This is a genomic window from Acidovorax sp. SUPP2539 (genome assembly GCF_030158975.1).
GTDB lineage: Bacteria > Pseudomonadota > Gammaproteobacteria > Burkholderiales > Burkholderiaceae_C > Paracidovorax.
The window spans coordinates 1,053,694-1,077,954 of record NZ_BQXJ01000001.1 but is presented as its reverse complement, the minus strand read 5'-3'; the positions used below and the strand labels follow the sequence as shown (position 1 = coordinate 1,077,954).

General features: G+C 68.8%; 20 protein-coding genes and 1 tRNA gene. 8 read left to right on the top strand and 13 right to left on the bottom strand.

Features of this window, described 5'->3' with window-relative positions; translation table 11 throughout:
• Positions 1-12 precede the first annotated feature (12 nt).
• From clpP to AVTE2539_RS04835, 5 genes are all read right to left on the bottom strand, one after another.
• Positions 13-621, bottom strand: coding sequence for an ATP-dependent Clp endopeptidase proteolytic subunit ClpP (clpP, locus tag AVTE2539_RS04855; RefSeq protein ID WP_092740460.1), 609 nt, complete (start codon positions 619-621; stop codon positions 13-15).
• Between the two features lie 124 nt (positions 622-745).
• The gene (tig, locus tag AVTE2539_RS04850) at positions 746-2,056 is read right to left on the bottom strand and encodes a trigger factor (protein WP_272564309.1); all 1,311 of its coding nucleotides are present in this window, start codon (positions 2,054-2,056) and stop codon (positions 746-748) included.
• Positions 2,057-2,110: 54 nt separating this feature from the next.
• Positions 2,111-2,197: transfer RNA gene (locus tag AVTE2539_RS04845), tRNA-Leu, on the bottom strand.
• Positions 2,198-2,290: 93 nt separating this feature from the next.
• Positions 2,291-5,458 carry an efflux RND transporter permease subunit gene (locus AVTE2539_RS04840; RefSeq protein WP_284408553.1) on the bottom strand — a complete coding sequence of 1,056 codons (3,168 nt, stop codon included), beginning with the start codon at positions 5,456-5,458 and terminating at the stop codon, positions 2,291-2,293.
• Positions 5,459-5,468: 10 nt separating this feature from the next.
• Complete coding sequence (locus tag AVTE2539_RS04835; RefSeq protein ID WP_502868863.1) at positions 5,469-6,728, bottom strand: efflux RND transporter periplasmic adaptor subunit; 1,260 nt, start codon at positions 6,726-6,728, stop codon at positions 5,469-5,471.
• Positions 6,729-6,778: 50 nt separating this feature from the next.
• On the opposite strand from AVTE2539_RS04835, the gene hpnC reads away from it, so the two are divergent.
• The 3 genes from hpnC (at position 6,779) to AVTE2539_RS04820 (ending at position 10,433) form a co-directional block, all read left to right on the top strand.
• Entirely contained in the window at positions 6,779-7,708 is a 930-nt protein-coding gene (gene hpnC, locus AVTE2539_RS04830) for a squalene synthase HpnC (RefSeq protein WP_502868862.1), read from the top strand.
• A 240-nt stretch (positions 7,709-7,948) separates the two neighbouring features.
• Positions 7,949-9,349: an L-serine ammonia-lyase gene (locus tag AVTE2539_RS04825; RefSeq protein ID WP_284408551.1), complete on the top strand. Its 1,401-nt coding sequence runs from the start codon at positions 7,949-7,951 to the stop codon at positions 9,347-9,349.
• A 181-nt stretch (positions 9,350-9,530) separates the two neighbouring features.
• The gene (locus AVTE2539_RS04820) at positions 9,531-10,433 is read left to right on the top strand and encodes an amino acid ABC transporter substrate-binding protein (protein WP_284408550.1); all 903 of its coding nucleotides are present in this window, start codon (positions 9,531-9,533) and stop codon (positions 10,431-10,433) included.
• A 64-nt stretch (positions 10,434-10,497) separates the two neighbouring features.
• Here AVTE2539_RS04820 and AVTE2539_RS04815 read toward each other — a convergent pair whose 3' ends face one another.
• Entirely contained in the window at positions 10,498-11,244 is a 747-nt protein-coding gene (locus AVTE2539_RS04815) for a hypothetical protein (RefSeq protein WP_284408549.1), read from the bottom strand.
• 172 nt (positions 11,245-11,416) lie between these two features.
• Here AVTE2539_RS04815 and AVTE2539_RS04810 point away from each other — a divergent pair, with 172 nt between their 5' ends.
• From AVTE2539_RS04810 to hpnE, 3 genes are all read left to right on the top strand, one after another.
• Positions 11,417-11,680: a hypothetical protein gene (locus AVTE2539_RS04810; protein WP_284408548.1), complete on the top strand. Its 264-nt coding sequence runs from the start codon at positions 11,417-11,419 to the stop codon at positions 11,678-11,680.
• A gap of 509 nt (positions 11,681-12,189) precedes the next feature.
• Entirely contained in the window at positions 12,190-13,029 is an 840-nt protein-coding gene (gene hpnD / locus AVTE2539_RS04805) for a presqualene diphosphate synthase HpnD (protein ID WP_284408547.1), read from the top strand.
• 14 nt (positions 13,030-13,043) lie between these two features.
• Entirely contained in the window at positions 13,044-14,387 is a 1,344-nt protein-coding gene (gene hpnE / locus AVTE2539_RS04800; RefSeq protein WP_284408546.1) for a hydroxysqualene dehydroxylase HpnE, read from the top strand.
• Between the two features lie 63 nt (positions 14,388-14,450).
• Here hpnE and AVTE2539_RS04795 read toward each other — a convergent pair whose 3' ends face one another.
• The gene (locus AVTE2539_RS04795; protein WP_284408545.1) at positions 14,451-15,701 is read right to left on the bottom strand and encodes a YihY family inner membrane protein; all 1,251 of its coding nucleotides are present in this window, start codon (positions 15,699-15,701) and stop codon (positions 14,451-14,453) included.
• Positions 15,702-15,722: 21 nt separating this feature from the next.
• On the opposite strand from AVTE2539_RS04795, the gene AVTE2539_RS04790 reads away from it, so the two are divergent.
• Entirely contained in the window at positions 15,723-16,175 is a 453-nt protein-coding gene (locus tag AVTE2539_RS04790) for a DUF2069 domain-containing protein (RefSeq protein ID WP_284408544.1), read from the top strand.
• A 69-nt stretch (positions 16,176-16,244) separates the two neighbouring features.
• A complete protein-coding gene (locus AVTE2539_RS04785; RefSeq protein ID WP_284407721.1) occupies positions 16,245-17,672 on the top strand; it encodes an FAD-binding oxidoreductase in 1,428 nt (475 codons plus the stop codon).
• A 30-nt stretch (positions 17,673-17,702) separates the two neighbouring features.
• On the opposite strand, the gene AVTE2539_RS04780 is transcribed toward AVTE2539_RS04785, so the two are convergent.
• The 6 genes from AVTE2539_RS04780 to AVTE2539_RS04755 all read right to left on the bottom strand — a co-directional run bounded on the left by AVTE2539_RS04780 (position 17,703) and on the right by AVTE2539_RS04755 (position 24,255).
• Positions 17,703-18,215, bottom strand: coding sequence for an Ivy family c-type lysozyme inhibitor (locus AVTE2539_RS04780; protein WP_284408543.1), 513 nt, complete (start codon positions 18,213-18,215; stop codon positions 17,703-17,705).
• A gap of 112 nt (positions 18,216-18,327) precedes the next feature.
• Positions 18,328-19,314 carry a thymidylate synthase gene (locus AVTE2539_RS04775; RefSeq protein WP_284408542.1) on the bottom strand — a complete coding sequence of 329 codons (987 nt, stop codon included), beginning with the start codon at positions 19,312-19,314 and terminating at the stop codon, positions 18,328-18,330.
• Between the two features lie 58 nt (positions 19,315-19,372).
• Positions 19,373-20,194, bottom strand: coding sequence for a phosphonoacetaldehyde hydrolase (gene phnX, locus AVTE2539_RS04770; protein WP_284408541.1), 822 nt, complete (start codon positions 20,192-20,194; stop codon positions 19,373-19,375).
• A 50-nt stretch (positions 20,195-20,244) separates the two neighbouring features.
• Positions 20,245-21,369, bottom strand: a complete 1,125-nt coding sequence (locus AVTE2539_RS04765) for a TIGR03364 family FAD-dependent oxidoreductase (protein WP_284408540.1) — start codon at positions 21,367-21,369, stop codon at positions 20,245-20,247.
• A gap of 67 nt (positions 21,370-21,436) precedes the next feature.
• Complete coding sequence (locus tag AVTE2539_RS04760; protein WP_284408539.1) at positions 21,437-23,158, bottom strand: putative 2-aminoethylphosphonate ABC transporter permease subunit; 1,722 nt, start codon at positions 23,156-23,158, stop codon at positions 21,437-21,439.
• Complete coding sequence (locus AVTE2539_RS04755; protein ID WP_284408538.1) at positions 23,155-24,255, bottom strand: putative 2-aminoethylphosphonate ABC transporter ATP-binding protein; 1,101 nt, start codon at positions 24,253-24,255, stop codon at positions 23,155-23,157. The genes AVTE2539_RS04760 and AVTE2539_RS04755 overlap by 4 nt, the downstream gene beginning before the upstream one ends.
• Positions 24,256-24,261: the final 6 nt, after the last annotated feature.

Here is a 24,261-nt window from a genome sequence, read left to right as displayed (position 1 = left end):
CTTGCGGAGCGATCAGGGGCGCTTGGCGATCACCTGATCGACCAGACCGTATTCCTTGGCTTCATCGGCCGTGAGGAAGTAGTCGCGCTCGGTGTCGTTCTTGACCTTGTCCAGGGGCTGTCCGGTGCGTTCCGCCAGGATGCGGTTCATCTGGTCCTTGGTACGCAGAATGTCGCGTGCGTGGATTTCGATGTCCGTCGCCTGGCCGCGGGCTCCGCCCAGCACCTGGTGGATCATGATCTTGGAGTTCGGCAGGGAAAACCGCTTGCCCTTGGCCCCGGCGGCCAGCAGGAAGGCGCCCATGCTGGCGGCAAAGCCCACGCACATGGTCGACACGTCGGGCTTGATGAACTGCATGGTGTCGTAGATCGCCATGCCGGCCGTGACGCTGCCGCCCGGGGAGTTGATATAGAACGAGATGTCCTTGTCGGGGTTCTCGCTTTCGAGGAACAGCAACTGGGCCACCACGAGGTTGGCGGTCTGGTCATTGACCTCGCCCACCAAAAAAATAATGCGCTCTTTCAGCAGCCGCGAATAGATGTCGTAGGAGCGTTCGCCGCGCCCCGACTGCTCGATGACCATGGGGACCATGCCCAAGGCTTGTGTTTCCAGTGCACTCATGTTTTCTCCTGTCATGCGGATACTGTACCCAGAAATGAATTGGGGCTTGTGCACGCAAGCACAAGCCCCCGATGTCATCCAGCCGCCAGAAACCGCAATCGGGCGGTCCGGCGGCAGCAGCGCATCAGCCCTGGCCCATCAGTTCATCGAAGGAAACGGACTTGTCCGTCACCTTGGCCTTGCCCATCACGAAGTCGGTCACGTTGTTTTCGATGACGACGGCCTCGACTTCGGCCAGACGCTGACGGTCGCCGAAGTACCAGCGCACGACGTCTTCCGGCTTTTCGTAGCTGGCGGCCAGTTCGTCCACGTGGGCCTTCAGTTGCTCGGGCTTGGCGTGCAGTTCATTGGCACGCACCAGTTCGGCCACCACGAGGCCCAGGCGCACGCGGCGCTCGGCCTGGGGACGGAACACGTCTTCCGGGATTTCGGCCTTGTCGGCGTCCTTGATGCCGCGTTGCTTCAGATCGGCACGAGCGCCTTCCAGCAGGCGGGCGATCTCGGCCTGCACGCTGGCGTTGGGCAGGTCCAACTCGGCCTTGGACACCAGGGCGTCCATCACGGCCTGCTTGTTGCGGGCCAGCAGGCGGAACTTGACTTCGCGCTCGAGGTTTTTCTTGATGTCGGCGCGCAGGCCATCGACCGTGCCGTCGGCGATGCCGAGGGATTTGGCGAGCTGCTCGTTCACTTCGGGCAGGTGGGCGGCTTCGATCTTCTTCACGGTGACCATGAAGTCAGCCGTCTTGCCAGCCACGTCCTTGCCGTGGTAGTCCTCGGGGAAGGCCAACGGGAAGGTCTTGCTTTCGCCGGACTTCATGCCACGCACGGCGTCTTCGAATTCCTTGAGCATCTGGCCTTCGCCGACCAGGAACTGGAAGTCTTCGGCCTTGCCGCCGGAGAACGTTTCGCCGTCGATCTTGCCTTCGAAGTCGACCGTCACGCGGTCGCCGTCTTCAGCGGCAGCGGCTTGCGCGCGCTGGGCGAAGCTGCGGCGCTGCTTGCGCAGGATGTCGATGGTCTTGTCGATGGCGGCGTCGGTCACTTCGGCGGACAGCTTTTCGACTTCGGCGCCGGCCAGATCGGCGATCTTGACTTCAGGGAACACTTCGAAAATGGCGTCGAAGGTGACCTGGCCTTCCGGAGCACCGTCTTTTTCGGTGATGCGGGGCTGGCCAGCCACGCGCAGGTTGGCTTCGTTAGCGGCCTGGGCGAACGCCTCGCCGACCTTGTCGTTCAGCACTTCGTACTGGACCGAGTAGCCATAGCGCTGGGCCACGACGTTCATCGGCACCTTGCCGGGACGGAAGCCGTCCATCTTCACGGTGCGGGCCAGGCGCTTGAGGCGCGAGTCGACCTCGGACTGGATCGCGGTGAGGGGCAAGCTCAGCGTGATCTTGCGCTCGAGCTTTTCAAGGGTTTCAACAGTAACGGCCATGGCTCTTCCTCTATGAATATGGGGACCGTGACGGCTGCTTTTGCAGCCGCACCGTGGTGCGCGGGGGGGGACTCGAACCCCCACACCATTGCTGGCGTCAGGACCTAAACCTGGTGCGTCTACCAATTTCGCCACCCGCGCAAACTTACAGACAAAACAGGCGACCGGCAGGGCCGGCCACCTGTGTGAAATTGGTCAACCTTCGATTTTACCTTGTCGGCGGACCGTCTCCGATCAGGCCGGCTTCGGCGCATGCGGATCGGGCTCTTTCACGCGGAACCAGGCCGCGTACATAGCCGGCAGCGCCAGTAGCGTGAGCACCGTCGCCACGATCAGGCCGCCCATGATGGCCACGGCCATCGGGCCCCAGAACACGCTGCGCGACAGCGGGATCATGGCCAGCACCGCCGCGGCGGCCGTGAGCACGATGGGGCGCAACCGGCGCACGGCCGACTCCACGATGGCGTCCCACGCGGGCACGCCCCGCGCGCGGTCCTGCTCGATCTGGTCGATCAGGATGACGGAGTTGCGCTGGATCATGCCCATGAGTGCGATCACCCCCAGCAGCGCCACGAACCCGAACGGCCGGCCCAGCAGCAGCAGCGCCCCCGCCACCCCGGCAATGCCCAGCGGCCCGGTAAGGAACACCAGCACCGCGCGGCTGAAGCTGTGCAGCTGGAGCATGAGCAGAGTGAACGTGATGAACAGCATGATCGGCACGCCCGCGGCGATGGAGGCCGAGCCCTTGGAGCTTTCCTCCACGGCACCCGCCACCTCGATGCGGTAGCCGCCCTGGCCGGCCGCATGCCACTTCGCCTCCAGCTGCCGCAGGCCGGGCACCAGCGCTTCGGTGACGGTCGCGCCCTGCAGGCCTTCGATGACGTCGCCCTGCACCGTGATGGCGTAGTCGCGGTTCTCGCGCCACATCACGCCCGGCTCCCAGGTGAACACCGGCCGAGCGATCTGCGTGAGCGGAATCGACTTGCCCGAGGCCGTGGGCAGGTAGGCATTGGCCACGTCGGTGATGGCCTTGCGTTCGTCCGGCGGCTGGCGGAACACGATGTCGATGAGCTTGTCGCCCTCGCGGTATTGGCCCACGGTCGTGCCGGTGAAGACGGTGCGTGCGGCCTGGGCGATGGACTGGCTGGTAACGCCCAGGGCGCGGGCCTTGTCCTGGTCGACTTCCAGGCGCATGACCTTGACGGACTCGTTCCAGTTGTCGTTCACGCCGCGCATCTGCGGGTGGTCGCGCAGGATGGCCTTGACCTCATCGGCCCGGGCGCGCAGCACGGCGGGATCGGTGCCCACCACGCGGAACTGCACCGGGTAAGGCACGGGCGGCCCGTTGGGCAGCAGCTTCACGCGCGCCCGCACCTCGGGAAACTCGCGCGCCATGATCTCGGGCAACCCGACGCGCAGCGACTCGCGCACGTGCAGGTCCTGCGGGATCACGATGAACTGCGACACGTTGGTCTGCGGAAAGACCTGGTCCAGCGGCAGATAAAAGCGCGGCACGCCCGAGCCCACCCACACGCTGACGGTGGACACGCCCGCCTCGGCCCGCAGGCGCTGCTCGACGCGGCGCGTGACCTCTTCGTTGGCTTCGAACGAGGTGCCTTCCGGGAACCAGATGTCCATCAGGATTTCAGGGCGGCTCGAATCCGGGAAGAACTGCTGCTGCACGCGGCCCATGCCGACGATGCCGAGCGCGAAGGTGGCCACCGTGAGCCCGATGGTGATCCAGCGGTAGCGCACGCACCAGTCCACGCAGCGGCGAAACACGTTGTAGAACCCGCTGTCGAACGCCTCGTGCGGCTGGCCGTCCGGGCCGGTGTGCACGTGCGGCGGCTTCTTGAGCAGCAGCGTGCCCAGGTACGGCACGAAGTACACCGAAACCAGCCACGACAGCACCAGCGCGATCACCGTGACCGCGAAGATGGCAAAGGTGTATTCCCCCGTCACCGACTTGGCGATGCCGATCGGCAGGAAGCCCGCCGCCGTGATCAGCGTGCCGGTCAGCATCGGCATGGCGGTGATCTCGTAGGCGAAGGTGGCCGCGCGCACCTTGTCGTAGCCCTCCTCCATCTTGCGCACCATCATCTCGACGGCAATGATGGCGTCGTCCACCAGCAGGCCCAGCGCGATGATGAGCGAGCCCAGCGAGATCTTGTGCAGCCCGATGTTCCAGTACCACATGGCCAGGAACGTGACGGCCAGCACCAGCGGAATGGTGATGCCCACCACCAGGCCCGGGCGGACGTCCAGCGTCCAGCGCTTCCACAGCGGATGGCGGCCGGGGCGCTTGTGCAGCCCCAGCGCCAGGAAGCTCACGGCCAGCACGATCACCACGGCCTCGATCAGCACCTTCACGAACTCGTTGACCGACGAGGACACCGACTTGGGCTGGTCCTGCACGTTCACGAACCGCACGCCGGCCGGCAGGGTTTTTTCGATCTTCTGCGTGGCGGTCTTCAGGGCCTCGCCCAGGCGGATGATGTCGCCGCCCTTGGCCATCGACACGCCGAGCGCGATCACTTCCTGGCCCTGGTGGCGCACCTTCACAGCCGGCGGTTCCACGTAGCCGCGGTGGATATCGGCGATGTCGCCCAGGCGCAGCTGCGCGCCCGAAGCGCCGCGGATCGGCATGGCGCGCAGGTCTTCGACCGCACCGAACTGCCCGGCCACGCGCACCTGGACCTGGTCCTGCGGCGTCTGGATGATGCCGCCGCTTTCCACCGCGTTCTGCTGGCCCAGTTGCGACAGCACCTGGTTCATGTCCAAGCCCAGCTGCGCGAGGCGCTTTTGCGAGATTTCGATGTAGAGCTTTTCGTCCTGCACGCCGAACTGCTCGACCTTGGCCACGTCGGGCACGCGCAGCAGCTGCTGGCGCACGTCGTCGGCGAAGGTCTTCATCTCGGCGTAGCTGAAGCCCTCGGACTCCAGCGCGTAGATCACGCCGTAGACGTCGCCGAAGTCATCGTTGAAGAACGGCCCCTGCACGCCCTGCGGCAGGGTGGCGCGCATGTCGCCGATCTTCTTGCGGACCGTGTACCAGACATTGGGCACGTCGCCGGACTTGGACGAGTCCTTGATGTTGAAGATGATCTGCGACTCGCCGGGCTTGGAGTAGCTGCGGATCTTGTCGGCGTAAGGCACCTCCTGCAGCGTGCGTTCGAGCTTGTCGGTGACCTGCTCGGCCACTTGCTGCGCCGTGGCGCCGGGCCAGTAGGTGCGCACCACCATCGCGCGGAAGGTGAACGGCGGGTCCTCGTCCTGCCCTAGCTGGAAGTAGGCGCCAAAGCCCATCAGCATCAGCACGATCATCAGGTAGCGGGTGAGCGCCGGATGGTCGAGCGCCCATTTGGAGAGGTTGAAGCCCTCTTTCGGCTGGATCTGCGTCATGGAGCGGCCTTCAGCGGGCGGACGATGCGGTCGCGGCGGGTGCCGGGCCGGAGGCCACGGCACTGGCGGGACTTGCCACGCCATTGACAGCCGTCTGCGCTGGACTGGATTGCGCTGCAGGCGTTTTGGGCTGGTACGGCACGACCTTCTGGCCGGGCGACAGCACGTGCACGCCCGTGGCCACCACCTGCATGCCCGGGGCCAGCCCCGAAGCCACCACGGCCTCGTTGCCGTCCGCCGTGGCGATCTGCACGGCTTGCGACCGCACGGTTCCGCTGGCGGCGTCGAAGACCCACACGGCCGTCTGCTGGCCGTCCTGGCGCAGCGCGCTGGTGGGCAGCTTGATGGCCTGCTGGCCGGCCTGGCCCAGGGCCTCGGGCGTGACGTACACGGTGGCGCCGAGCGGCGGGGCCTCGGCGCCCTCGATGGCCACCTTGATCTGGAAGGTGCGGGTGACGGCATCGGCGCTGGCCGCCACCTCGCGCACCCGGCCGGTCAAAGGCGCGCCGCCCGACCACGACCGCACGGCCACTGGCTGGCTGGCCTTCACGCGGGCGACCTTGTCCTCCGGCACGACGAAGACCACGTCGCGTGGGCCGTCCTGGGCGATGCGCACCACCGGCGTGCCGGCGGACACCACCTGGCCCGGCTCGGCATCGATGCTGGTGACCACGCCCGACACGTCGGCCACCAGCCGCGTGTAGCCGGTCTGGTTGCCTTGCGAGGCCAGTTGCGCACGCGCCTGGTCGAGCGAGGCCTCCGCGGCCTTGAGGGTGGAGGCGCGGCGCTCCAGCTCGGCGCCGCTGATGAAGTTCTGCGCCTTGAGCGCGGCGTAGCGCTGGTAGTCGGCGGCGGCCAGGTCCCGCTGCGTGGCGGCGGAGGCCACCTGCGCGCGCGACGCGTCGGCGGCCAGTTGGTAGTCGCGCGGGTCGAGCTGGGCCAGCACCTGGCCCGCCTTCACGCGCTGGCCCAGTTCGGCCTGGCGCTGCACGATCTTGCCCGCCACCCGGAAGCCCAGGCGCGATTCGATGCGCGCCCGCACTTCGCCGGCATATTCGAGCTGGGTGTTCAGCGGGGCGGCGCCCACGGTGAGCAGCTTGACCGAGCGCACCGGCTCGGGGGCGGGCTCGGGCTTGGAGCAGCCCACCCCAGCGAGGACGGCCGCGCCGACGGCCAGCCCCCCCATCGCGCGCTGCACCCAAGAAAATGCCCCGTGACGGGGCTGCGAGGGGAACGGCCGGGAAAGCCGCGGCGCGACAGAGGTGTTCATGCTGGTTCCGGGAAAGCGGTTCGTTTTAATGACTGACTGGTTAGTAATCTATGAGAAGCCCCGTCACCTTGTCAAGCGACAATCGCGCCGTGACGCCTCCCTCCTCCGATCCCCGCCCCCGCTCCGCACCGCCCGGCACCCCCCAGGCGCCGGCCGTGACGCACTACGAAAACTTTCCCGTGGCCTCGCTGCTGTGCCCGCCGCACCTGCGCCAGCCCATCGCGGCCATCTACGCCTTCGCCCGCGCCGCGGACGACCTGGCCGACGAAGGGGACGCCGGCCCGGACGAGCGCCTGGCGGACCTGGCGGCCTATGGGGCCGAACTGCAGTCCATCGCCACCGGCCACCCGCCCGGCGCGCGCTGGGCCGCCATCTTCGGCCCGCTGCAGGCCGTGCTGCGCAGCCATGCCCTGCCCGTGCCGCTGCTGGCCGACCTGCTGAGCGCGTTCACGCAGGACATCGCCCGCACGCGGGACGGCGCCGTGTATGCCGACCGGGCCGAACTGCTGGATTACTGCCGGCGCTCGGCCAATCCCGTCGGCCGGCTGCTGCTGCACCTCTACGGCGTGCACGATGCCGAATCGCTCGCGCGCAGCGACGCCATCTGCTCGGCGCTGCAGCTCATCAACTTCTGGCAGGACCTGAGCGTGGACATACCACGCGGGCGCCACTACCTCTCCGACGCCGACTGCACGGCGCACGGGGTGGACCGCGCGGCCCTGTCCACGCTGCGCACCACGCCCGCCACGCGCGCGCTGGTCAACGACTGCGCGGCCTGGGCGCGCGGGCTGATGGACCAAGGCGCGCCCCTGGTGCACCGCCTGCCCGGGCGCGCCGGCTGGGAGCTGCGCCTGGTCGTGCAGGGCGGGCTGCGCATCCTGGACAAGGTGGAGGCGCTCGACGGCGGCAGCCTGCACACCCGCCCACGCCTGCGCCCGCTGGACTGGGCCCGCATGCTGGGCCGGGCCGTGGCGATGTAAGGCGAATTCATGCCCGGCAAGCGCGGCTTCAGTCGCGGCCCTGGAGGCCGAGAATCCAGGCATCGAATCGGCCTTCAGCACAATGATTACTATGGCATGACGCTATATTTTTTGTAGCAATCGATTTTGATTGAGCCGGTAAGGAACGGGCCTCGCGCAAGGCCGCCCCGGGATAGCGAGCATGCCCGGCCCCCGCCAGCCGGTTAGCCTGCGCGCCCCACAGCCCTTGCATTGCCCGCCATGTCCGTCAGCGTTTTCGACCTGTTCAAGATCGGTATCGGCCCCTCCAGCTCCCATACCGTGGGCCCCATGATCGCGGCGCGGCAGTTCGCCGTCGCCCTGCGCGATTCCATGGGCCTGGCGCCCGTGCACCGCGTGGTGGTGGAGCTGTTCGGCTCGCTGGCCGCCACCGGCATCGGCCACGGCACCGACCGCGCCGTGCTGCTGGGCCTGGCCGGGCACGAGCCCGACCGCATCGACCCGGACCGGATCGGCCCCACGGTCGAGGCGATCCGCACGGGCGGCCACATCGACCTGCTGGGCACGCACCGCATCGCGTTCATCGAAAAGGAGCACCTGCTGTTCCGGCGAAAGAGCCTGCCCTTCCACCCCAACGGCCTGAGCCTGCATGCCCATGGGGCGCAGGGCGAACTGCTGCTCACGCGCACCTACTACTCGGTGGGCGGCGGCTTCGTGGTGGACGAAGGCGGCCAGCGGGTGCTCAACAGCGTCGAGGCCCTGGACCAGGGCGCAGCAGGTTCGGGCTCGGGACTGCCCCACCCCTACCGCACCGCCGCCGAACTGCTGGCCCAATGCGCCGCCACCGGGCAGGGCATCGCCGCCGTCACGCTGGCCAACGAAGGGCACTGGCACAGCCGCGCGCACGTGCGCCAGCGCCTGCTGCAGATCTGGCAGACCATGGCCGGCGCCGTGCAGCGCGGCTGCGCCAGCCACGGCAGCCTGCCCGGCCCCATGCGGCTGCAGCGCCGCGCGGGCCAGCTGCACCAGACGCTGTCCGGCCGCGCCGAGGAGGCGCTGCGCGATCCGCTGTCGATGCTGGACTGGATCAACCTCTACGCCATGGCCGTCAACGAGGAGAACGCGGCGGGCGGGCGCGTCGTGACCGCGCCCACCAACGGCGCGGCCGGCGTGATCCCGGCGGTGCTGCACTACTACGTGAAGTTCGTGCCCGGCGCCGACGAGGACGGCATCGCCGACTTCCTGCTCACGGCCGGCGCCATCGGCATCATCTACAAGGAAAACGCCTCGCTTTCGGGTGCCGAGGTGGGCTGCCAGGGCGAAGTGGGCGTGGCCTGCTCGATGGCGGCCGGCGCGCTGGCGGCGGTGATGGGCGGCACGCCCGCGCAGGTGGAGAACGCGGCCGAGATCGGAATGGAGCACAACCTGGGCATGACGTGCGACCCGGTGGGCGGGCTGGTGCAGATCCCCTGCATCGAGCGCAACGCGATGGGCGCGATCAAGGCCATCAACGCCGCGCGCATGGCCCTGCGCGGCAACGGCACGCATATGGTCTCTCTCGATCAGGTCATCAAGACCATGATGCAGACCGGTGCCGACATGAAGAGCAAATACAAGGAAACCTCGCGCGGCGGGCTGGCGGTGAACGTGGTCGAGTGCTGAGTGAGGGCGCCCAATCCGGGGCTGCGCCGTTGCCGGTGTGGCGAATAGGACGCACCCGCACGCTGCGGCCATGGCAGAGGCTGCCCTTTTTCGTTACACGCGCATACACTTTGCGGTTTTCGCCCATGCGGGCGCCGGCGCATCCGCCGCCTTCCTTCATCCGCCTTTTTCGCCTCCACCCATGCATTTCCTTTCTCGACTGCGCCCCTGGGCGCTCATGGCGGCCCTGGCCGCGTTCGGCAGCGCAGCCCCCGCGTGGGCGGAAGACACCCTGGCGCGCATCGCCAGCTCGGGCGAGCTGAAGCTGGGCCACCGCGAAAAGTCCTTGCCGTTTTCGTTCAAGGACGCCAACGGCGCGGTGAAGGGCTACACGGTGGACGTGTGCCTGCAGATCTTCGACGAGATCAAGAAGGAGTTGAAGCGCCCCGACCTGCGCGTGCACTACCTGCTGGTGGACGGCAAGAACCGCATCAGCGACGTGAAGGACGGCGTGGTGGACCTGGAGTGCGGCGGCACCGCCAACACGGCCGCGCGGCAAAAGGAGATCGCGTTCAGCCACCACATCTTCGTGGCGACCTCTTCGTTCCTCGTGCGCAAAAGCTCGGGCATCAAGACGCTGGACGACCTGCAGGGCAAGAAGATCGCCGTGCAGGGCAAGACCACCAACGAAGGGCTGCTGCGCGCCAACGAGCGCACCTACAACCGCCACTTCAACTACGTGCTGGCCGACAGCACGATCGACGTGGTCGGCGCGCTGGTCAAGGGCGAGGCCGATGCCGCCTTCGCCGACGATGCGGGCATCTGGATTCCGCTCACCCGCCTGGGCAAGAACGTGGACGACTACCATTTCCTGGAAAAGCGGCTGTCGTTGGAGCCCTACAGCATCGGGCTGCGCAAGGACGATCCCAAGTTCAAGGAACTGGTGGACCGCGTGACGCGCCGCATGATCCAGGGCGGCGAGATGGCCGCGCTGTACAAGAAGTGGTTCAGCGTGGAGCAGCAAGGCATGCTCCCAATGAGCATGTTCATGAAAGAGGCGCTGCGCCGGCCGAGCGACATGGGTGTGGAGCAGATCGCCTTCTGAAGCCCGCCCGCCACCATGGCGGCAGGCAGTGGGGCCCGGAACCGATGGCCCCCGGGCCACCGGCTTACATGTAGCCTTGGTCGATCGCCTCCTGGTGTTCTCGCAACTCTTTTTCCTTGCGCTCCCGAATTTCTTCTGGCGTGCTGGGAATCGAGTACAGCATCGCCGACAGCCCCTGGCTGTCAAACGCTTCTTCGATGTCCTTGGCCACGCTTTGCAGGGCGTCCAGCTTGCGGAAAGACTGGCCGAGGTCCATCTTCGCCATCTGGCTGAGTGAGGCATGCAGCTTGGGATCGGCATAGCGCAGGCCGTCCATCTCGTCGCTGGCGAGCAATTGCTTGAGCTGAGCTTGGCTCTTGATGATCGCATCGCGCTGGCCCGACAGTTCGTCGAACTCCTGGGCGGCCCTGAAGGTACTCACCATCTTCGCGCCGCTTCGGCGCATCGTGCCCTCCAGGTCGAAGGCCATGCCCGTCTGATCGACCTTGGTGAACTTGCCGGACAGGTCCGCCAGTTTCTCCAGCATCGGAAGGTTGGCCGTCAGTGCCTGGCTCACATGGTGCACCACAGGAATGTTCATCCTCGCCATTTCGTTGCGAAGGGCATTGTGTTCACGGATCGCTGTTTTCTTCTGCGCGGTGAGGGTGTCATATCGGGCGCTCAGCGCGTCGTACTCCTTGTCGGACATGGCGTCGGTCGCGTTGTCCAACGCCGTGTCCACTTGGTGATGCTCTTTGATCACGGCGTCCATGCGGGCCTTGGCCTCCAGGTATTGCGCCTTGACCTGCCGGGTTCCGCGGATGAACTGCAATTTGGGCTGGGCCGTATCGGCTTCCGAGGACTGGGGCCTGGTCCGACCGAAACTCGCGGACGACGCGGCCTGCTGAGGCCGTGCAGCTTGGGCCGTGCTCGTCGGACCCGTCGGGCTTGCATGGATCGTGGGACGCGACGGGCTCGTCGGGGTCGAGGGGCGCGACGGACTCGTGGGGCGTGAGGGGCCCGACGGGCTCGAAGAGCCCGAGGAACTGGTGGAGCTCCAGGAACTGAGGGAGCTCGAAGAATTCGTGGAACCCCAGGAGCTCATGGAGCTGAGCGAACTCGATGAACCGGTGGGGCGCATCGACGTGCGGTGCACTCCCGGCTGGGATGCAGGTGCATTGCTGCGCCCATCGCCGAACATCTTCAAGCCCGCGGGCTCGGGCTGCTGTTTCCGCGGAGAAGGCGCAGCCGCCGTGGTGTGCTGGTAATTCGGGGTCTGCACGCGCTGCTGCTGTTGGCCAGCGAGGCCGGCCTGCTGGTTGGCCGGTCGGAACGACTGCAGGTTGGCCCGGGGCTGTTGCGACTGCGAGCCTTGTGGACGGGCTGCGGCTCCATTGGTACGCGAACTCAATTTGGAGAACACCGTGTCCTGCTGCGGCCGGGACTGCGCGGCACCCGATTGGGTCTTTGCCTGACCCGTCGTTTTCGACGCCACCTCCTTGACGAAGCGGTTACCCGCCGATAAGACCTTGGAAGCGAACTTGGAACTGAGGGACATGGGAAAACCTTTCGAGGCGGTCGCTCGCCGTGCCTCGCATCGGGAAATCGCCGCTTGAAACGCACTGTAGGCAGGCTCTGTTCGAGCACGGCACTGCCACCCGAAAACGCGAGCAGGAATGCGAAGGCACCCTCCCCTGACCTGGCCGCAGGGCGGCCCCTGCCCCGAGCCAGCCCGGTTCGCCGCCGAGCCCGGGCGCCCATGGGAGAATCGCGCCCCATGACACCGGAACAGTACGTCCAGCAAAAAGCCGCCGCCTCGGGCAGCAGCTTCTATTACGCCTTTCTGTTCCTGCCCGCGCCGCGGCGCGCCGCCATCACGGCCTTCTATGGTTTTTGCCGCGAGGTCGACGATGTGGTGGACGAAGTCTCGGATGCCGGCGTGGCCCGCACCAAGCTGGCCTGGTGGCAGGCCGAGGTGGCCCAGTCCTTCGCCGGGCGCGCCACGCACCCCGTGATGCAGGCGCTGATGCCGCACGTGACGGCCTACGGCATCGAAGAGCGCCATCTGCAGGCCGTGATCGACGGCTGCCAGATGGACCTGGAGCAGACGCGCTACCTCGACTTTCCCGGCCTGTCGCGCTACTGCCAGCTGGTGGCGGGCGTGGTGGGCGAGGTGGCCGCGCGCATCTTCGGGCAGACCGACGACCGCACCACCGAATACGCGCACACCCTAGGCCTGGCGTTTCAGCTCACCAACATCATCCGCGACGTGGGCGAGGACGCCATGATGGGCCGCATCTACCTGCCCGTGGCCGAGCTGCAGCAGTTCGACGTGAAAGCGCACGAGATCCTCAAGCGCCAGTATTCCGAGCGATTCACCGCGCTGATGCGCTTTCAGGCCGAGCGCGCGCACCGGCTCTACGACGAGGCGCTCGCCCTGCTGCCCACGGGCGACCGGCGCGCCCAGAAGCCCGGGCTGATGATGGCCAGCATCTACCGCACCCTGCTGCGCGAGATCGAGCACGACGGCTTCCAGGTGCTGCACCAGCGGGTGAGCCTCACCCCGCTGCGCAAGCTGTGGCTGGCCTGGAAGGTGCAGGCCCTGGGCCGCCTCTGACCGGGTTTTCTTCCATGCAACGTGTTGCCATCATCGGGGGCGGCTGGGCCGGCATGGCGGCGGCGGTGGCCGCCGCACAGGCGGGGCACCGCGTGACCGTCTTCGAGGCCACCCGCGTGCTGGGCGGCCGCGCCCGCGCCCTGCCCGCCGCCGATGCGCTCGGCGCGCGTGGCGCCCCGCCCCCCCTGGACAACGGCCAGCACATCCTGATCGGCGCCTACACCGAGTGCCTGCACCTCATGGCGCAGGTGGGCGTGGACCCGGAAGCGGCCCTGATGCGCCTGCCGCTGTCGCTGCGCTTCGCCGACGGCAAGGGCATCCGCCTGCCCGACATCGCGCCCCCCTTGGACGCCGTGTGGGGCATTGCCACCGCCCGGGGCTGGGGCCTGCGCCAGCGGCTGGCGCTGATGACCACCACCGCCCGCTGGATGTGGGGCCTGGGCGGATTCCGCTGCGCGCCCGGCGATACGGTGCTGACCATCAGCCAGGGCCTGCCGCCGCAGCTGATGGCCGAGTTCGTCGAGCCGCTGTGCGTCTCGGCGCTCAACACCCCCGCCGCCGAAGCCAGCGCCACGGTGTTCCTGCGCGTGCTGCGCGATGCGCTCTTCAGCGGGCGCGGCGGCTCCAATCTGCTGCTGCCGCGCACCGACCTGGGCGCGCTGTTTCCTGAACCCGCCGCGCAATGGCTGCAGGCCCAGGGCCACACCGTGCACCGGGCGCGCCGGGTGCAGGCCATCGCGCCCCAGTCACCGCCGTCGAGCGGCTGGACGGTCGATGGGGAGGCCTTCGACACCGCCGTGCTGGCCCTGCCCAGCAGTGATGCGGCCAGGCTGGTGGCCGCGTGCGCGGGCTCAGAGCAGGCCGCGCCGCGCAAGGAGCTGTGCTCCGCGCTGTACGACTGGGCGGCCGTGGCGCAGGCGATGCGCTTCACCGCCATCGCCACCGTCTATGCGCAGGTGCCGGGCGCCCAGGGGCCCGTGCTGGAGAGCCCCATGCTGGCCCTGCGCTCTTCGGCGCAGGAACCCGCCCAGTTCGCCTTCGACCGCGGCGTGCTGGGCGGCCCGCCGGGCCTGCTGGCCCTGGTGGTGAGCGCCTTCGAGGGCGACCGTGCCGAACGCGAGCAGCAGGTGCTGCGCCAGGCCATACGCCAACTGGGCCTGCCGGCGCTGGAACTGGTGCAGACGGTGGTGGAAAAGCGCGCCACCTTTGCCTGCACGCCCGCGCTGCAGCGCCCGTCCAACGCGATCGCGCCGGGGCTGTGGGCGTGCGGCGACTATGTGCGCGGGCCCTACCCCGCCACGCTGGAAGGTGCGGTGCTGGCGGGCACGGCGGTCGGGCAGCAATTGGGCAAAAAATAGGCCCTGGCGCATATTCCACTAGGGCATATAGCTACAAAAATAATAGCAAATGCCCGCCGTGACTCACGCCGGGCGGGGCAGCACGTCCGCCATCTTGAGCACGGACACGCCCGTGTTGCCCCAGAAACGCTCCAGGCTGTCGGCCCGCTCGATCAGCAGCCGCTGCACCAGCGGCTCCAGCGACGTGGCGGCGGGATCGGCGACCAGCAGGTAGCGCGGCTCCACCGTCTCGGGCACGCCGGCGGCGGTTTCGTTGACCTGCACCACCCAGTCCAGGGCGGTGAGCGCCTCCAGCACGGGCTCCAGCTGCAGCGCATCCACGCGCAGCGCCTGGCACAGCGCGCTCATGCGCAGCCCGCGGGCCGGTGTCCCGTGCGCCCGGTGCAAGGCCTGCAGCGCCTCCACGGCCAGCTGGAAGGTCCAGCCCTGGCCGCTCGCCCGGCGCGCCACCCCGTTGAGCAGGCTGGGCAGGTACGCCGCCACCACCGCGCCCAGCAGCACGATCACCCAGGCCACGTAGATCCAGACCAGCAGGATCGGCAGCGTCGCGAACGCGCCGTACAGCACCGAATACGTGGGCACCGAGGCCAGGTACAGGCCGAGCACCTTCTTGGCCACCTCGATCCCCACCGAGACGAACACCCCGCCCGACCACGCATGGCGCCATTTGACCTGCGTGTTGGGCACGTAGCGGTACAGCGCCGCGGTGCCGCCGGCCAGCAGCAGGAATTCGATGGAGTCGAACAGCAGCCGCGCGCTGTCGGGCAGCGCGTCGTGCAGGCCGCGCGAGGCCGAGGACGCCACCGACGTGGTGAGCGCCAGGCTCGCCGCCAGCACCAGCGGCCCCAGCGTGATGACCGCCCAGTAGATCAGCACGCGCTGGCCCAGCGGCCGCAGCCGGCGCACGCGCCAGATGTTGTTGAGGGTGCGGTCGATGGTCAGGACCAGCGCCAGCGCCGTGCCCAGCAAAATCGAAAACCCCGCCACGCCCAGGCCGCTGGCCTTGGCCGCGAATTGCGTGAGGTAGCCCAGCACCTGGCGCGAGATGCTGTCCGGCACCAGGCTGTCCACCAGCCAGCGCTGCAGCCCCGTCTGCAGGGTGCCGAAGATGGGAAAGGCGGTGAACACGGCCAGCGCCACGGTGAAGAAAGGCACCAGCGCCAGCAGCGTGGTGAAGGTCAGGCTGCTGGCCGTGAGGCCTAGGCGGTCCTCGCGAAAACGCTCGCGCAGGGTGTGCGCCGTGGTGCGCCAGGGAAAGTGCGACAGATCGGCCAGGACGGCTTCGAAGCGCTGCGCGAGTGGGGCTAAAGGCATGGCCGATATGATGCCACCCCGATGGCCTCTTCCCCCCTCTCCCCTGGCGCGCCCCGCGCCGCATCCGGCACCGGCGCACCGGCCGCCCCCGACGTGGCGGCCACCCGGTGGCTGGCCGTGGGCAGCCTGCTCGGCCTGATCGTGCTCAGCCTGGCCTGGGAGCTGTGGCTCAGCCCGCTGCGGCCCGGCGGCTCGTGGCTAGCGCTCAAGGCGCTGCCGCTGGCGTTTCCGCTGGCCGGGCTGCTCAAGCACCGCATGTACACCTACCGCTGGGTGAGCCTGGTGGTGTGGCTGTATTTCACCGAAGGCGTGGTGCGCGCCTGGAGCGATCCGGCCCCGGGCCGGTGGCTCGCGCTGGTCGAAGTGGCGCTGTGCCTGGCGCTGTTCGCCGCCTGCGCGCTGCATGTGCGCCTGCGCCAGAAGCACGCGCGTGCGGCCGCTGCCGCGGCGGCACCGGCCCCGTCCACGCCCTGAACACCCCAAAACGGCCCCGCCCCACGCCCCCCTTCCATTCCCCGTTTTTCGCGAGCATTCGAGAACACCATGTCCACCCTGATCGACACCCTGCGCCAGACCGTCGGCGCCGCCCATGTACTCACCGAAGGCGACCTCACCGCCTGGGAACAGGACTGGCGCCGCCGCGCGCGCGGCAAGGCGCTGGCCGTGGTGCGGCCCGGCAGCACGCAGGAGGTGGCCGCCGTGGTGCGCGCCTGCGCCGCCGCCGGCACCGCGATCGTGCCGCAGGGCGGCAACACGGGGCTGGCGGTGGGCTCCATTCCCGACGAGACCGGCACGCAGGTGCTGCTGAGCTTGACGCGGCTGAACGCCATCCGCGCGGTGGACGCCGACAACCTCACGCTCACCGTGGAGGCCGGCGCCATTCTGCAGAACGTGCAGGACGCGGCCGAGAAGGCGGGGCTGCTGTTCCCCTTGAGTCTCGCGGCCGAGGGCAGCTGCACCATCGGCGGCAACCTGGCCACCAACGCCGGCGGCACGCAGGTCGTGCGCTATGGCAATACGCGCGACCTGTGCCTGGGGCTGGAAGTCGTCACGCCGCAGGGCGAGGTGTGGGACGGCCTCAAAGGCCTGCGCAAGGACAACACCGGCTACGACCTGCGCGACCTGTTCATCGGCAGCGAAGGCACGCTGGGCATCATCACCGCCGCGACGATGAAGCTCTACCCGCAGCCCGCCGCCAGCCTGACGGCCTGGGCCGCGGTGCCGTCGATGGAACACGCCGTGCAGTTGCTGGCCCTGGCACACAAGCACCTGGGCGCGGGGCTGACAGGCTTCGAGGTGATGGGCCGCTTCGCCCTGAGTCTGGTGGCCAAGCACATGCCGCAGCTGCGCGTGCCCTTCATCGACCAGGAAGACGTGCCCTACGGCGTGCTGCTGGAAAACAGCGACAGCGAGTCGGAGGCGCACGCCCGCACGCGCTTCGAATCGCTGCTGGAAACCGCCTTCGAGGCCGGCTGCGTGACCGATGCGGTCGTGGCCGAGAACCTGGCGCAGGCGCACCAGCTCTGGCACATCCGCGAAAACATTCCGCTGGCCCAGGCCGAGGAAGGACTGAACATCAAGCACGACATCTCGGTGCAGATCCCGCGCATCCCCGCCTTCGTCGAATACGCCGACGCGCTGCTGCAGCGCGAGATTCCCGGCGTGCGGCTGGTCAACTTCGGGCACCTGGGCGACGGCAACCTGCACTACAACGTGCAGGCGCCGGCCGAGGGCGATGCCAAGGCCTTCCTGCGCGACGAGGAAGCGCGCGTGAACCATCTGGTCTACGAAGCCGTGGCGCAGTTCGGCGGCTCGTTCTCGGCCGAGCACGGCGTGGGCGCGCTCAAGGTGGACAAGCTGGAGAAGTACCAGTCGCCCGTGGCGCTGTCCATGATGCGAGCCATCAAGGGCGCGCTGGACCCGCAGGGGCTGATGAACCCGCACTGCATGCTGCCGGTGCACGGCGCCTGACGGCCGGGCCACCGGGGCGGCCCGACGGGATCAGCGCCGCGCGTCTTCCAGCACCTTGCGCACGTCGGCGGGCAGGGGCACCGGCGCGCCGGCGTCCTGCACGTCCCATTCCTCGTCGCCCGTCTGCAACCACACGCGCATCGCGTCGCGCGAAGGGTTTACCACCACCGCGGCCGCCTGGGCGTCCGGCTGGGTCGACCGGCGGCCGGTGATGTAGAGCAGGCCGCCTTCCTGCCGCAGCGGCGTACTGACGGCCATGTTCTGCAGGAACTCCGGGTGGTTGACGGGACCGAGCAGTTCCTTGACCCGCACCCCCATGGGGCCGGTGCGCAGAAAGTCCGTGCCCTCCGAAGGCTTGCGGCCCACCTGCGCCTGCACGCTGGCCCAGGGGTTGGCGGCGGCCGGTGCCGCAGCAGTCGCAGCGGACGCGGCCGGCTTGGCGGGAGAGGACGTGGAGGCCGTGGGCGTGAGCGGCACGTGGGTGCCGCAGCCGGCGGCCAGCACCGCTGCGGCGAACAATGGCAAAAAGGGTGAAAGGCGCATGGGGCGGATTTCCTTGGAATCGGGGGAGCAACCGGCGAGCTTATCCGCTGATGCCCCCATCTGGCGCGCCCCATGCCGCCCATGGGCGTTTCGGCACGCCCACCCCGCGATATCACACGGCCATGGGGGCCGTGATGTGGGCGTGGTGCTGGTAGCCTTCGAGCGAGAAGTCCGACGGCTCGACCGCCTCCAGCCATTCGGGCGCGTATGTGCCGGTGACGGCGTAGTCCGGGATGCGGTCGGACAGCACCAGCTTGGGCAGCGGGTGGGGTTCGCGCGTGAGCTGCTCGCGAAGCATGTCCACGTGGTTCTCGTAGATGTGCGCATCCCCGATGAAGTACGTGAACCAGCGCGGCGTGTAGCCCGTGAGCCGGCCCACCAGGTGCAGCAGCGCCGCCCCTTCCGCCAGATTGAACGGCGTGCCGAGCCCGACATCGTTGCTCCGGATGTACAGGCACAGCGAGATTTCCTTCCTGCCCGGATTGGCCAGGAACTGATACAGCAGGTGGCACGGCGGCAGGGCCATTTCGTCCAACTGCGCCCAGTTCCATCCGTGGAACAGGATGCGGCGGCTGCCCGGGTCCTTGATGAGCGTGTCCAGGCACTGCCGGAGCTGGTCGACGGCCTTGTAGAGCAGCACGCCGGACGGCTTGCCGTCCTCGCCGCCGAGCGTGCCGATGGCCTCGTAGCCGCGGCCGAGCGCGTCCGCGATCTGTGCCGGGCCCTGCGGCAGCGCCGGGTCGATCAGCTTGTAGGCCGGCCACTGGCGCCACTGGACTCCGTACACCGAACCCAGGTCGTCCTCGGCGAGGCGGTAGGGGTTGGCCAGCCACTGCGCGTTCTCGTTGGCGTTCTGGTCCCAGACCTTGCAGCCCAGCGCCCGGAAATCGGCCGCGCTGCGGCGCGCGCGCAAAAAGCCCACCAGTTCGCCCACCACCGACTTGAAGGCGAGCTTCTTGGTCGTGACGGCGGGAAAGCCCTGCTGCAGGTCGAACCGGAGCATCGCGCCCGGCAGGCTCAGGGTGCGGACGCCCGTGCGGTTGTCTTGCCAACTGCCGTTGTCGAAGATGTTCTGAACGAGGTCGAGGTACTGTTTCATGTGCCGAAGGGACGAGCCAAGGGCGGAATCGTAGCGCAAGGGGGTCGGGCAGCGCGCCTCAGGGCCGGATGCCCTTGGCCAAGCGGCCGGCGATATCGTCGATCACCGGCAGGAGGTCGGCCACCGAATCGATCACGTAATGCGCGCCCGCGCCCTGCAGCTTGCCAGCGGCCGCGTCGCGGCGGGCCTGCTGCGCGGCCGGCGGCAGGGCGTTCCACTCGGCGAGCGGCAGCCCCATCGCGTTGCCGCTGACGGCGACGCCCACCGTCCAGGTGCCCGCGTGCAAACCCTCCTGGATGCCGACCTCGGTGTCGTCCACCTTGACCACCGTGGCGGGCCACCACACCCCCAGGTCGGCGAAGCAGCGGAACATCATCAGCGGCGAAGGGCGGCCGGCTACGAGGTCGCCCGCACAGACGAGGTTGTCCGGCGCATAGCCGCCGGCCGCGGCGATGGGCGACAGGATGTCCATGATCGGCCGGTTGTAGCCGGTGGTGGAGCCGATCTTCAGCCCCCGGGCCCGCAGCGCGGCCACGGTGTCCAGCGCGCCGGGAATGAAATCGGCGAAGTCGGCCACCACCGCCGCATTCATGGGCGTGAAGACTTCGTAGAGGTGGTCGATGTCGGCATTGGCGAAGGGTCGGCCGTGCAGGTGCTCCCATTGCCGCGCCACCTCGGGCAGCAGGCTTAGGGCATGGATGTGGTCCCACTTGGCGACGCCCATCGGGCCACGGGCCTGCTCGATGTTGATCCGGATGCCGAATTGTTCGAACAGCCGCACGAAGGCGCCCATCGGCGCGCAGGAGCCGAAGTCGAGGATGGTGCCGGCCCAGTCGAAGACGACGGCGCTCAGCGTGGTGGTGGAAGGAGGCATGCCCATGTCGTGTCCTGATCGTGGCGCGGTGGGGAAAGGGTTGGGTGAAAGACGGCTCACCAGGCGCCGAAGGTGTCCTCGGCGATGCCGAAGGCGGTGCTGGCGCCGGTGCCGCTGGTGACGATCACCAGCCGGGTGGCTTCGTCGGGCCGGTCGATCAGGCAGTCGGTCGTGGCCGACGAGGGGTAGATGCCCACCCAGCGCTCGGTCACGCGGCAGGATTGCAGCTTCACCGTGTCGCGCAGGTGGCGCAGGATGAGGTCGTCCACCCGCTCGTCGGCGAAGGGCTGCGGCGCGGCGCTGTAGTGGTGCGAGTCGCCCACCACCAGGGAGCCGTCGGCGCTTTGCACCACGATGAGGTGGATGCCGTTGGCCAGCGATTCGGCCTCTTCTCGCTGGAGTTGCTCGCGCAGCGCGGCGGCGGCGGGCAGGTCGCTGTAGCCCCGGTAGCGCACCAGGCTCAGGTCGGCCATGACCGAGCCGGGCAACCGCAGGCCGGGCTCGGGCATGACGCGCAGCATGTGCAGCAGGCACAGGCGCAGGCCGTGCGGCGCCAGGCGCTCGGCGAACAGGCCGTGGATGTCCGAATGGGTGCAGACCACCACGCGCTCGGCGTGCAGCACGGCGCGCGCGGTGCGCACCCGCGGCGTGGCGACCTCCAGCACCGCCTCGCCGAAGCGGAACACCACGCCATGCGCCTCGGCCAGCCATTGGGTCAGCAAACCGATGGCGGTGCGCGATTCCACCCGCATCTCGTGCGGGCTGTAGAGCACGCCCTGGGCGCCCTCCAGCTGCAGCGCGGGCGCGCGGCGGGCGGCCTCGGCCACGCCGAGCAGCTCGCAGGCTTCGCCCATCTCGGTGCCCATGAACTGTTCGAGCACGGCCAGGGCCTGGGGCCGGAATGCCGTCAGGTACAGGCCATGGTGCACGGCCTCGATGCCGGCTCGGGGCGCGACCTCGCCCCACACCTCGCGGGCCCGGCGGGCGCGGCGCCAGGTGTCGCCCGCGCCCTGGCCGGTGACGGTGATGAAGCCGAAGTTGCGGATCGAGGCGCCGACGCAGGCCGCATCGCGCTCGACCACGCAGACCTTCAGGCCGCGCCGGGCGGCGGTGTAGGCATGGGCCAGGCCGACGATGCCGGCGCCGACGACGATCACGTCGAAAGTAGGGTGGGTTTCCATGGTGCTTTTTCCAGGCGGCAGGGCGGTCTTCGTCGCTGCGCGCTGTGTTTTCAGGTAGTCATCGCCTTCATCGGGCCGGTGCACGCCAGGCCTGGGTGCGCCGCTCGACCCAATGGCCGGCGGCCAGGTACAGCAGCGTGACCACCGCGGAGGTGGCGGCGATCAGCACCGCCATGGCCGCGGCCGGGCCGGTGTCGCCGGCCTCGTCCAGGTTCAGGATGGCGACCGAGGCCAGCCGGGTGTCGGGCGAGTAGAGGAACACCACGGCCGAGATCGTCGTCGTGGCGCTGATGAAGAAATAGCGCGAGACGTCCAGCAGCACCGGCAGGCAGATGGGCAGCGTCACGCGCCAGAAGGTCTTGTAGAGCGGCACCTTGAGCGAGGCGGACACCGCTTCGAACTCGGCATCCAGCGCCTTGAGCGCCGTCACCACGGTGAGGTGGCCGGTCGTGTAGAAGTGCACCACCGTGCACAGCACCATCAGCGGCAGCGTCTGGTACAGGCCGTGCAGCGGGTTGGCCGGCGCGTTGAAAAAGAAGATGTAGCCCAGGCCCAGCACCAGGCCGGGAACGGCCATGGGCAGCATGGCCGCCAGCCGCACCACCGGCCGCAGAGCTTGCAGGCCCCGGGTCTTTTCCAGCAGGTAGGCGCCGACGAACACCACGGCCGTCCCCACCACCGCCGTGCCGCAGGCGAGCTTCAGGCTGTTGGCCAGGGCATCGGCCAGATCGGCATCGATCAGGCCCGCGACGTAATGGTCCAGGCTGGGCGACAGGTTGTACGGCCACAGCTTGGCGAAAGAGGCGAACACCGCCATGCCGAACATGGCCAGCACCAGGGCGGCGATGCACAGGCAATAGAGCGCCATGGCCGCATCGAATCCGCGCGCGCGCCGGGGCACCAGCGCCACGGCACGTGCCGTGAGGGTGGCGGTCTGCCGGCGCTGCACCAGCCCGTCGATGGCGAAGGTGAGCACCGCGGGCAGTAACAGCAGCAGCGCCACCACCGCGCCGCGCTGGAAGTCGTGCTGGCCGATGACCAGCTTGAAGACATCGGTGGCCAGCACGTTGAAGTTGCCGCCCACGACCTTGGGAATGCCGAAGTCGGTGATGACCAGGGTGAAGCACACCAGCGCGGCCGAAATCAGCCCGTACTTGGCGCCCGGCAGGGTGATGGTGAAGAATTTGCGCAGCGTGCCGGTGCCGAGCGCATCGGCCGCCTCGTACAGGCGCGCGTCAGCCAGCGAAAGCGCCGTGACCAGGATCATCAGCACGTGCGGAAACACCGCGAAGCACTCGGCCAGCACGATGCCCGATGCGCCGTAGATGCCGGTGAACCCCAGCGCCGTCCAGAAGTACCGGGCCACACCCTGGTTGCCGAACCAGTAGATCAGCGAGATGGCCGACAGCAGCGAAGGCGCCAGCAGCGGCAGCAGCATCACCGTGCGCAGCAGCGCCTTGGCCGGCATGCAGCTGCGGGTCAGCGCGTAGGCGAAGGCGAAGGCCAGCGGCAACACGATGGCGGTCACCAGCAGCGACACCCACACGCTGTTCCACAGGCTGGTGAGCAAGGCGGGCGAGGCCAGGTAGGCGGTGAAGGCCCCCAGCCCCGACACCGCCCCGCCCTGCGGTGCATCCAGCGCCTTCGACAGGATGAGCAGCAGCGGCGCCACCAGTCCGACGCCCAGCAGCGCCACCACGCCCAGCAGGCCGAGGTGGGCCAGCCGGTCGCTCCAATGCACCCGCTGGCGCAGGGGCGCCGCGCGAACGGCCGCCGCCACCGCGCTCATGCGGCGGCGCCGGCGGCGAACACGCGCAGCCGGTCGGCGCGCAGGGCGAAGCGCACGCGCGTGCCTTCGCGCACCCCGAACTCGTCCATCTGGTTGAGCGAATACTGCAGCTGCAGCGGCTGTCCGCCCAGGCCGTCGACGTCGATCTCGGCCAGGCAGTTGCCGCCCAGGAACTCGATGTGGCGCACGGTGCCGGCGCACTGCAGCGGGTCGTCCTGCACGGCGGCACCGACCACGCGGTCCTCGGGCCGCAGGTACAGCGACACCGCGCTGCCCGGCCGGAATTCCGTGCCCGCGCCAGGCACGCACTGCAGGCGCTTGTCGCCGCAGCGGAACCAGTGGCCGCCCTCGGCCACCGCGTCCAGCCGGTTGACCTTGCCCACGAAGTCCGCCACGAAGGGCGATGCGGGTTCGCGGTAGACCTGCATGGGCGTGCCGACCTGCTCGATCACGCCGTGGTTCATGACCACGATGCGGTCGGCCACCGACAGGGCCTCCTCCTGGTCGTGCGTGACCATGATGGTGGTCACGCCCAGGCTGCGCTGCAGCGACCGGATCTCGTTGCGCAGGTGCACGCGCACCGTGGCGTCCAGCGCCGACAGCGGCTCGTCCAGCAGCAGCAGGCCCGGCGAGGTGGCCAAGGCGCGCGCCAGCGCGATGCGCTGCTGCTGGCCGCCCGACATCTGCGCGGGAAACTTCGGCCCGCTGCCCGGCAGCCCGACGAGGTGCAGCAACTCGTCCACGCGCGCCGCGATCCGCGCGCGCCCCTCGCGCCGGTTGACCAGCCCGTAGGCCACGTTCTGCGCCACCGTCAGGTTGGGAAACAGCGCATACGACTGGAACATGATTCCGTAGTCGCGCTCGGCCGGCGGCGCCACCGAGATGTCCCGGCCCGCCTGCAGGATGCGGCCGGCGGTCTGGGTTTCCAGCCCCGCCACGATGCGCAGCAAGGTGGTCTTGCCGCAGCCCGACGGCCCGAGAAAACAGACGAACTCCCCCTGGCGGATCGACAGGTCGATGCTGCCGAGCGCGGTGAAAGCGCCGAATCGCTTGTGAATCCCGCGAAGCGCGAGGAAGCTGCCGTCGTCGTTGTCCATCGGTTT

Excerpts from the sequence above, each read along its gene's own strand:
- clpP (WP_092740460.1), bottom strand. The coding sequence starts at position 621 with ATGAGTGCACTGGAAACACAAGCCTTGGGCATGGTCCCCATGGTCATC.
- tig (WP_272564309.1), bottom strand. The coding sequence starts at position 2,056 with ATGGCCGTTACTGTTGAAACCCTTGAAAAGCTCGAGCGCAAGATCACG.
- AVTE2539_RS04840 (WP_284408553.1), bottom strand. The coding sequence starts at position 5,458 with ATGACGCAGATCCAGCCGAAAGAGGGCTTCAACCTCTCCAAATGGGCG.
- AVTE2539_RS04835 (WP_502868863.1), bottom strand. The coding sequence starts at position 6,728 with ATGAACACCTCTGTCGCGCCGCGGCTTTCCCGGCCGTTCCCCTCGCAG.
- hpnC (WP_502868862.1), top strand. The coding sequence starts at position 6,779 with ATGAGAAGCCCCGTCACCTTGTCAAGCGACAATCGCGCCGTGACGCCT.
- AVTE2539_RS04825 (WP_284408551.1), top strand. The coding sequence starts at position 7,949 with ATGTCCGTCAGCGTTTTCGACCTGTTCAAGATCGGTATCGGCCCCTCC.
- AVTE2539_RS04820 (WP_284408550.1), top strand. The coding sequence starts at position 9,531 with ATGCATTTCCTTTCTCGACTGCGCCCCTGGGCGCTCATGGCGGCCCTG.
- hpnD (WP_284408547.1), top strand. The coding sequence starts at position 12,190 with ATGACACCGGAACAGTACGTCCAGCAAAAAGCCGCCGCCTCGGGCAGC.
- hpnE (WP_284408546.1), top strand. The coding sequence starts at position 13,044 with ATGCAACGTGTTGCCATCATCGGGGGCGGCTGGGCCGGCATGGCGGCG.
- AVTE2539_RS04795 (WP_284408545.1), bottom strand. The coding sequence starts at position 15,701 with ATGCCTTTAGCCCCACTCGCGCAGCGCTTCGAAGCCGTCCTGGCCGAT.
- AVTE2539_RS04790 (WP_284408544.1), top strand. The coding sequence starts at position 15,723 with ATGGCCTCTTCCCCCCTCTCCCCTGGCGCGCCCCGCGCCGCATCCGGC.
- AVTE2539_RS04785 (WP_284407721.1), top strand. The coding sequence starts at position 16,245 with ATGTCCACCCTGATCGACACCCTGCGCCAGACCGTCGGCGCCGCCCAT.
- AVTE2539_RS04780 (WP_284408543.1), bottom strand. The coding sequence starts at position 18,215 with ATGCGCCTTTCACCCTTTTTGCCATTGTTCGCCGCAGCGGTGCTGGCC.
- AVTE2539_RS04775 (WP_284408542.1), bottom strand. The coding sequence starts at position 19,314 with ATGAAACAGTACCTCGACCTCGTTCAGAACATCTTCGACAACGGCAGT.
- phnX (WP_284408541.1), bottom strand. The coding sequence starts at position 20,194 with ATGGGCATGCCTCCTTCCACCACCACGCTGAGCGCCGTCGTCTTCGAC.
- AVTE2539_RS04765 (WP_284408540.1), bottom strand. The coding sequence starts at position 21,369 with ATGGAAACCCACCCTACTTTCGACGTGATCGTCGTCGGCGCCGGCATC.
- AVTE2539_RS04760 (WP_284408539.1), bottom strand. The coding sequence starts at position 23,158 with ATGAGCGCGGTGGCGGCGGCCGTTCGCGCGGCGCCCCTGCGCCAGCGG.
- AVTE2539_RS04755 (WP_284408538.1), bottom strand. The coding sequence starts at position 24,255 with ATGGACAACGACGACGGCAGCTTCCTCGCGCTTCGCGGGATTCACAAG.